7 protein-coding genes are annotated in these 6365 nt (G+C 69.4%); all 7 read right to left on the bottom strand.

What is annotated here, in order from left to right; translation table 11 throughout:
- On the bottom strand, positions 1-289 hold a 289-nt coding region (locus ACTHK2_RS14140), incomplete at its 3' end, for an ArsR/SmtB family transcription factor (protein WP_440246362.1).
- Positions 290-417: 128 nt separating this feature from the next.
- A complete protein-coding gene (locus ACTHK2_RS14135; protein WP_440246361.1) occupies positions 418-1266 on the bottom strand; it encodes a symmetrical bis(5'-nucleosyl)-tetraphosphatase in 849 nt (282 codons plus the stop codon).
- Positions 1267-1335: 69 nt separating this feature from the next.
- A complete protein-coding gene (gene apaG / locus ACTHK2_RS14130) occupies positions 1336-1719 on the bottom strand; it encodes a Co2+/Mg2+ efflux protein ApaG (RefSeq protein WP_131995227.1) in 384 nt (127 codons plus the stop codon).
- Positions 1716-2525: a 16S rRNA (adenine(1518)-N(6)/adenine(1519)-N(6))-dimethyltransferase RsmA gene (gene rsmA, locus ACTHK2_RS14125; protein ID WP_440246360.1), complete on the bottom strand. Its 810-nt coding sequence runs from the start codon at positions 2523-2525 to the stop codon at positions 1716-1718. The genes apaG and rsmA overlap by 4 nt, the downstream gene beginning before the upstream one ends.
- A 192-nt stretch (positions 2526-2717) precedes the next feature.
- Positions 2718-3779, bottom strand: coding sequence for a 4-hydroxythreonine-4-phosphate dehydrogenase PdxA (pdxA, locus tag ACTHK2_RS14120; protein WP_440246359.1), 1062 nt, complete (start codon positions 3777-3779; stop codon positions 2718-2720).
- Positions 3780-3790: 11 nt separating this feature from the next.
- Positions 3791-5116 carry a peptidylprolyl isomerase gene (locus ACTHK2_RS14115; protein WP_440246358.1) on the bottom strand — a complete coding sequence of 442 codons (1326 nt, stop codon included), beginning with the start codon at positions 5114-5116 and terminating at the stop codon, positions 3791-3793.
- 115 nt (positions 5117-5231) lie between these two features.
- Positions 5232-6365, bottom strand: a 1134-nt coding sequence (gene lptD / locus ACTHK2_RS14110) for an LPS assembly protein LptD (RefSeq protein ID WP_440246357.1), incomplete at its 5' end; no start/stop codon positions are given.

The raw sequence follows: 6365 nt of genomic DNA, 5'->3' as shown, positions 1-6365 counted from the left end.
TTTCCGCGAGCTGGTCGAGATAGGCGCGCAGGACGTCGCGCTGCACGCTGAGGTGGGCGAATTTGCCTTCGCGCACGATCCGGACGAGGCCGGCGGCTTCCAGTTCCTTGATGTGATGGGAAATGGTCGCCGCGCTGACGTTGTGGGTTTCCTGCAGGGCGCAGCACGGCATCGCCGTCGCGTGCTCACCGATCGTCCGCAGCATCTGGTAGCGCCGCGGCTCGGCCAGCGCGCGCGCGACCAGCGAAAACTGCAGCTCGCTCAATCGCTTCTTCTTCGCCGTCGCCATCACCTCACCTCGTATCCCACCTTCCAGATGGTACCTGCAGCGGGGAAAACGGAGGGGGGGCGTAGCGGCACGAATCGCCGATGGATGCGGACGCACGGCCGCGAGTCCACCGGCCGCGCGTGCCGGCGTCAGTCCATTTCCTTGCCCGGCGCAGGCTTGCGATCCGACTTGATCGTGACGTACTCGGGTTCTTCGACGTCGAGGCGCAGTGCGGTGAGCCAGCCGCCCCAGACGCAGCCGGTGTCGATCGCATGCACGCCGAGGCCGGCGAAGCGGCCGAGCGTCGACCAGTGCCCGCAGACGACGCGTACGTCGCGCTTCACCTGGCCCGGCACCTCGTACCACGGGTAGAGGCCGGGGCGCTGCGTGCCCGGCGCGCCCTTGTCGCCGAAGCCGATGCGGCCGCGCACGTCGCAGTAGCGCATGCGCGTGAACACGTTGATGCCCGCGCGCCAGCGGTCGACGCCGCGCAGCTTCGGCGTCCACAGGTCCGGCTTGTTGCCGAACAACTGTTTCAACAGGCGCCGGTAGCCATCGCTGCGCAGCTTGTCTTCGATTTCCTGCGCCATCTCCATCGCCTGCGCGATCGTCCAGCGCGGGAACAGGCCCGCGTGCACGAGCGCGAAATCGAGCGCGCGGTCGACGTGCAGGAGCTTCTGCCGGCGCAGCCAGGCGAGCAGTTCGTCGCGGTCGGGTGCGAAGAGGATTTCGCGCAGTTCCGGATTGACGCGCTGCTGGTCCTCGCGCTTGCGCTCGGCGATCGCGAGCAGCGACAGGTCGTGGTTGCCAAGCGCGACGATCGCGCGCTCGCCGAGCGCCTTCACCGTGCGCAGCACGGCGAGCGACTGGCCGCCGCGGTTGACGAGGTCGCCGCAGAACCACAGGGTGTCGCGAGCGGGATCGAACTCGAGCTTGTCGATCAGGCGAGTCAGTTCGTCGTGGCAACCCTGGATGTCGCCGACGGCCCAGACTGCCATGTCAGCGCGCCGGCTCGGCGGGGCGCTGCGCGCGCGGGGCGGGGTTCATGCGGAGGTCGGCGTCCATGGTCAGTGCAGCGTCCTGGGTATCGACAGCACGAACGCGGGGATCATCGCGTCGAAATGCGTGCCGTCGTCGGCGATCATCTGGTAACTGCCGCGCATCGTGCCGAGGGAGGTTTCGAGCACGGCGCCGGAGGTGTATTCGTAGTCGTCGCCCGGGCGCACCCACGGCTGCTCGCCGACGACGCCGTCGCCGCGTACTTCGTGCACCTTGCCGTTGCCGTCGGTGATGATCCAGTGGCGCGACAGCAGGCGCGCGCCGACCGTGCCCTCGTTGACGATCGTGATCGTGTAGGCGAAGGCGTAGCGGTTGTCCCCGGGCGCCGACTGGTCGTCGAGGAAGCGCGTATTGACGGAAATCGTGATGTCGTAGGGCTTCTTGCCGGTCATGGAGGGGGATTGTCGGGGAGGCCGGCCATGCGGGCAAGCTCGACGAAGGCGGCCGGCGCCAGCTGCTCGGCGCGCGCGCGCGGGTCGACCCCGGCGAGGGCGATCGCTTCGGGGTCCAGCACGCCGTGCAGCGCATTGGACAGCGTCTTGCGGCGCTGGCCGAACGCGGCCTTGACCACGCGCTCGATCCTCGCCGCATCCGCAGCCGGTCGTTCGGCCGCCGGACGCGGCCGCAGGCGCACCACGGCCGAGTCGACTTTCGGCGGCGGGCGGAACGCGGCGGGCGGCACCTCGATCAGCGGCTCGACGCGGCAGGCGAGTTGCAGCATCACCGACAACCGGCCGTAGACCTTGCTGCCCGGCGCCGCGGCCATGCGGTCGACGACTTCCTTCTGCAGCATGAAATGCATGTCGCGGATCGCGTCGATCTGCCCGATGCAATGGAACAGGATCGGCGAGGAGATGTTGTAGGGCAGGTTGCCGACCACGCGCAGCGGCGCGTCCCCGGCGAGCCGGCGCAGGTCGACCGAGAGCACGTCGGCGTTGATGACCTCGAGCTCGCCGACGCCCTCGGCGGCGGCGCGCAGGCGCGGGATGAGGTCGCGATCGAGCTCGATCACGGTGAGGCGCCCGAGCGCGCGCAGCAGCGGCAGCGTCAGCGCGCCGTCGCCCGGCCCGATCTCGACGATGCGATCGCCCGGCTTCGGCGCGATCGCCTGCACGATCCGCGCGAGCACGCCGGCGTCGTGCAGGAAGTGCTGGCCGAAGCGCTTCTTGTGCTGGTGCGGTGCGTGGGTGTCGTGCATGCGCCTATCGTAGCCGAGCGTGCCGGCGCGTGCGTTCGAGAGCCATAGCAGCAGCAAACGACTGAAACACGAAAAACACGAAGGAAAAGCGGGATCACGTAAAAGCCTTCGACAGGAGCACACGGAGCAAAAGGCAGGAAGACTCTCTTGCTTCTCTCTCCGTGTGCTCCGTGTTTCAACCTCTTGGACGCTTCATTCACGCTTCGTCCGTGTCCTTCGCGTTTCAGTCTTTGAACGCTCCTGCTCTCGGCTTTTCGCCGCGAGTGCGGCAAGGGCCAGCGCGAGGCGGGCCGCGGCGAAGAGGCTGCCTGGGTCGGCGCGGCCGCTGCCGGCGAGGTCGAGGGCGGTGCCGTGGTCGACCGAGGTGCGAAGGTACGGCAGCCCGAGCGTGACGTTGACCGCGTGGCCGAAGCCCGCATGCTTGAGCACGGGCAGGCCCTGGTCGTGGTACATCGCGAGCACCGCGTCGTAGCGTTGCAACTGGGTCGGCACGAACGCGGTGTCGGCGGGGACCGGTCCCTGCACGTCGAAGCCGGCCGCGCGCAGTTGGCCGATCGCGGGCGCGATCACGTCGATCTCCTCGCGCCCGAGATGGCCGCCTTCGCCCGCGTGCGGGTTGAGGCCGAGCACGGCGATGCGCGGTGCGGCGATGCGGAAATGCGCGATGAGGTCATCGCAGAGGATGCGCAGGGTCTGCACGAGCCCGGGGCGCGTGATCGCCGCGGGCACGGCCGCGAGCGGCAGGTGCGTCGTCGCGAGCGCGACGCGCAGGTCGCCGCCGTTGCGTGCGCCGCCCGGCGCCGTGAGCATCATGACGACGTCGCGGTCCGCACGCGCGGCGAAGAATTCGGTGTGGCCGGTGAATGGGATGCCGGCGTCGTTGATCACGCCCTTGTGCACGGGCGCGGTGACGATGGCGGCGAATTCGCCATTCGCGGCGCCGTCGGCCGCGCGCGCGAGCGTGGCGAGCACGTACGGCGCGTTGCGCGCGTCGAGTTGCCCTGGCGTCGCGGGCGCGGACAACGCGGTCGCGACGACGCGCAGCTCGCCGCGTGCGCGCGCCTCGATCGGCCCGCCGTCGTAGGGGCGCAGCGACAGGGCGATGCCGGCAGCGCGCGCGCCCTGCGCGAGCAGGTCAGGGTCGGCGATCGCGACGAGATCGGCCGCGAGGTCGCTCGCCGCGAGCCGGGCGACGAGTTCGGGGCCGATGCCGGCAGGTTCGCCGGCCGTCAGCGCGAGGCGCGGCAGGCTCATGCCGCGTGCGATCAGCCGCCGGTCGTTCCGGCCGGGGCGTCGCCGCCGGGCAGGCGGATCTCGATGAACGCCTCGCTGCGCAGCTGGCGCAGGAAGCTCGCGTACTCGTCCTCGGCCTTGCGTCCGAACAGCATGTTCTTCGCCTCGTCGCGCTGCATCTCGCCGGCCTTGTCGGTCTGGCGCACGTCGACGAGCTTGAGGACGTGCCAGCCCGCATTCGTCTGGAACGGCTGCGAGATGTCGCCCGGCTTCATGTCCTTGACCGTGTTGGCGATGCTCGTGCCGTAGGCGTCGCCGACGAACCAGCCGAGGTCGCCGCCGAGGCCGGCCGTCTGCTCGTCCTCGGAGGTCGCCTTGGCGACCGTGGCGAAGTCCTCGCCGCCGACGACGCGCGCGCGGATCTCGTTGATCTTCTTCTCGGCCTGCTCGTTGGTGACGAGCTCGCTCGTCTTGACGAGGATGTGGCTCGCTTCGTACTCGGTGACCATGTGCGTGCCGGTATCGCGCTTGCCGATCACCTTGATGATGTGGAAGCCGTTCGCACCGCGGATCGGCTGCGACACCTCGCCTTCCTGCATGCGGTCGGCCGCGTCGACCATCGCGGGCGGCAGTTCGTTCGCGCTGCGCCAGCCGAGATCGCCGCCCTGCAGCGCGTTCTCCGCATTGGAGTAGCGGATCGCCGCCGCGGCGAAGTCCATGCCGCCATCGATCTGCTTCCTGACGTCGTCCGCCTTCGCGCGCGCCTCGTCGACCTGCTCGGGCGTCGCGCCGTCGGGCACGTTGATCATGATGTAGCCGATGTGCATCTGGCCCGGGTGCAGGTTGCCGTTCTTGATCAGGCTGTCGACCTCGGCATCGCTGACCTGCACGCGGCTCTGCGCGACGCGCTGGCGCAGCTGCTGCACGATGAGCTGCTCGCGCAGGTTGTCGCGGAAGCCGTCGTAGCTCATGCCCTGGCGCTCGATCGCGCCACGCAGCTGGCTCACGTCCATGCGGTTCTGCTGCGCGATCGTGCCGAGCGCCTGGTCGATCTGCGCGTCGGAGACCTTCACGCCGGTGGAATCGGCGCGCGCGACCTGCAGCTTCTGCATGATCAGGCGGTCGAGCAGCTGGCGTTCCAGTACGTCGTGCGGCGGCAACTGCTGCGGATTCTTGGCGAACTGCGCCGTGACCGCCGCGACCTGGCGATCGAGTTCGCTCTGCAGCACCACATCCTCGTCGACGACCGCGACGATGCGGTCGATCGGCTCGCTCGCCACCGCCTGCGCGAACGCGGGCGTGGCGACCGGAATCAGCAGGGCGAAGGCGAGGGCGAGGCCGGGCAGGGTTCGTTTCATGGGAGTTCCGGATAGGGCGCTTGCGGCGCCGCGAAAACGAGGGATATCGGATCGACCCCGGCGCCGCCGGTTGGTTCCGGAAGCGCCGCGGGACAGGCCGGCCGCAGCCGGCAAGTCATTGATAACCTAGGATACCACGGCGCAGGAACGAGTCCGTCTGTTGGCCGATCGAGCCGACGCCCTTGAACTCCAGCTCGAAGTAGATCGCGTTGTCGGCTTCGCCGCTCGCGCTGCGGATCCAGTGTCGCGCAATCACGCGCCAGGAGAGGCAGCAGGTGTCGTGCTCGATGCCGATGAAGCGCTCGAGCGTGCGGCCGTCGCGACCGCGCGGGTCGGACGCACTCGCGAGCGGGTCGTTCAGCGCGTAGTTCTCGCGCGCGATCACGCGCCAGCTCGGGCTCAGCGGGATCGCGGTCGAGACGTCGACCTGTTCGAGGAAATCGCGCCGGTAGCGGTACGAGAAGTTGACGACGCCGCCGTCGCCGAAGCGGTTCTGCAGCGTGAACGTCGAGAGGTCGGTGTGGTGCGTGTTCGGGTTCCACTGCTGGTCGAGCACGACGCGCCAGCGGTCGTTGAGGTGCAGATCGATCTCGCCGGCGTAGGTCGAGCCACCGAAGTCGGTCGGGGGCACGCCCGGCAGCTGCACGCGCTGGTCGTCGAAGTAGCGGATCTCGCCGATGCTCGCCGACACGCGCTCGACGCCGGTCGCGTCCTCGAGGAAGCGCGTGGTCAGCGCGAGCGACAGGTTGTTCGCGTCCATCTGGCGGTCGGCGCCGACGACGCGGTTGCTGCGGAACAGCGGGCTGAAGGTGAACGGCACTTCCTGCGTGTCGAAGATCGGCAGGTCGTCCTGGTCGCGGTACGGTACGCGCAGGTAGTACGCGCGCGGTTCGAACGTCTGCGTGTACGCCTCGCCGGCGATATCGAGCGAGCGCTCGAACACGAGCCCGCTGTCGACGCTGAAGATCGGCACGCCGCGGCTCGGGTGGCGCCCCTGCAGCAGCGGGCTGCCCTGGTCGAGATGGTCGAGGCCGTAGCTCGTGTAGCGGTAGCCGAGCTCCGGGCGCACGAACCATGCGGCGCCCTCGAGCGGCAGGTCCAGGTGCGGGTAGAGGTCGACGCGGCGGCCGTCGAGCGCATGATCCTTCGAGAACGCGACCGCTTCGGCGTCGATGCCGCCTTCGAGCAGGCCGGCGAGCGCGTGCTGGCCGCTGAACGTCATGCGCGGCAGGCGGCGGTACGGCTCGTA

The organism is Dokdonella sp. (assembly GCF_051958935.1).
GTDB lineage: Bacteria > Pseudomonadota > Gammaproteobacteria > Xanthomonadales > Rhodanobacteraceae > Dokdonella_A.
Note: the sequence above shows the minus strand (reverse complement) of the source record. Positions and strands in the feature narration are given on the sequence as shown.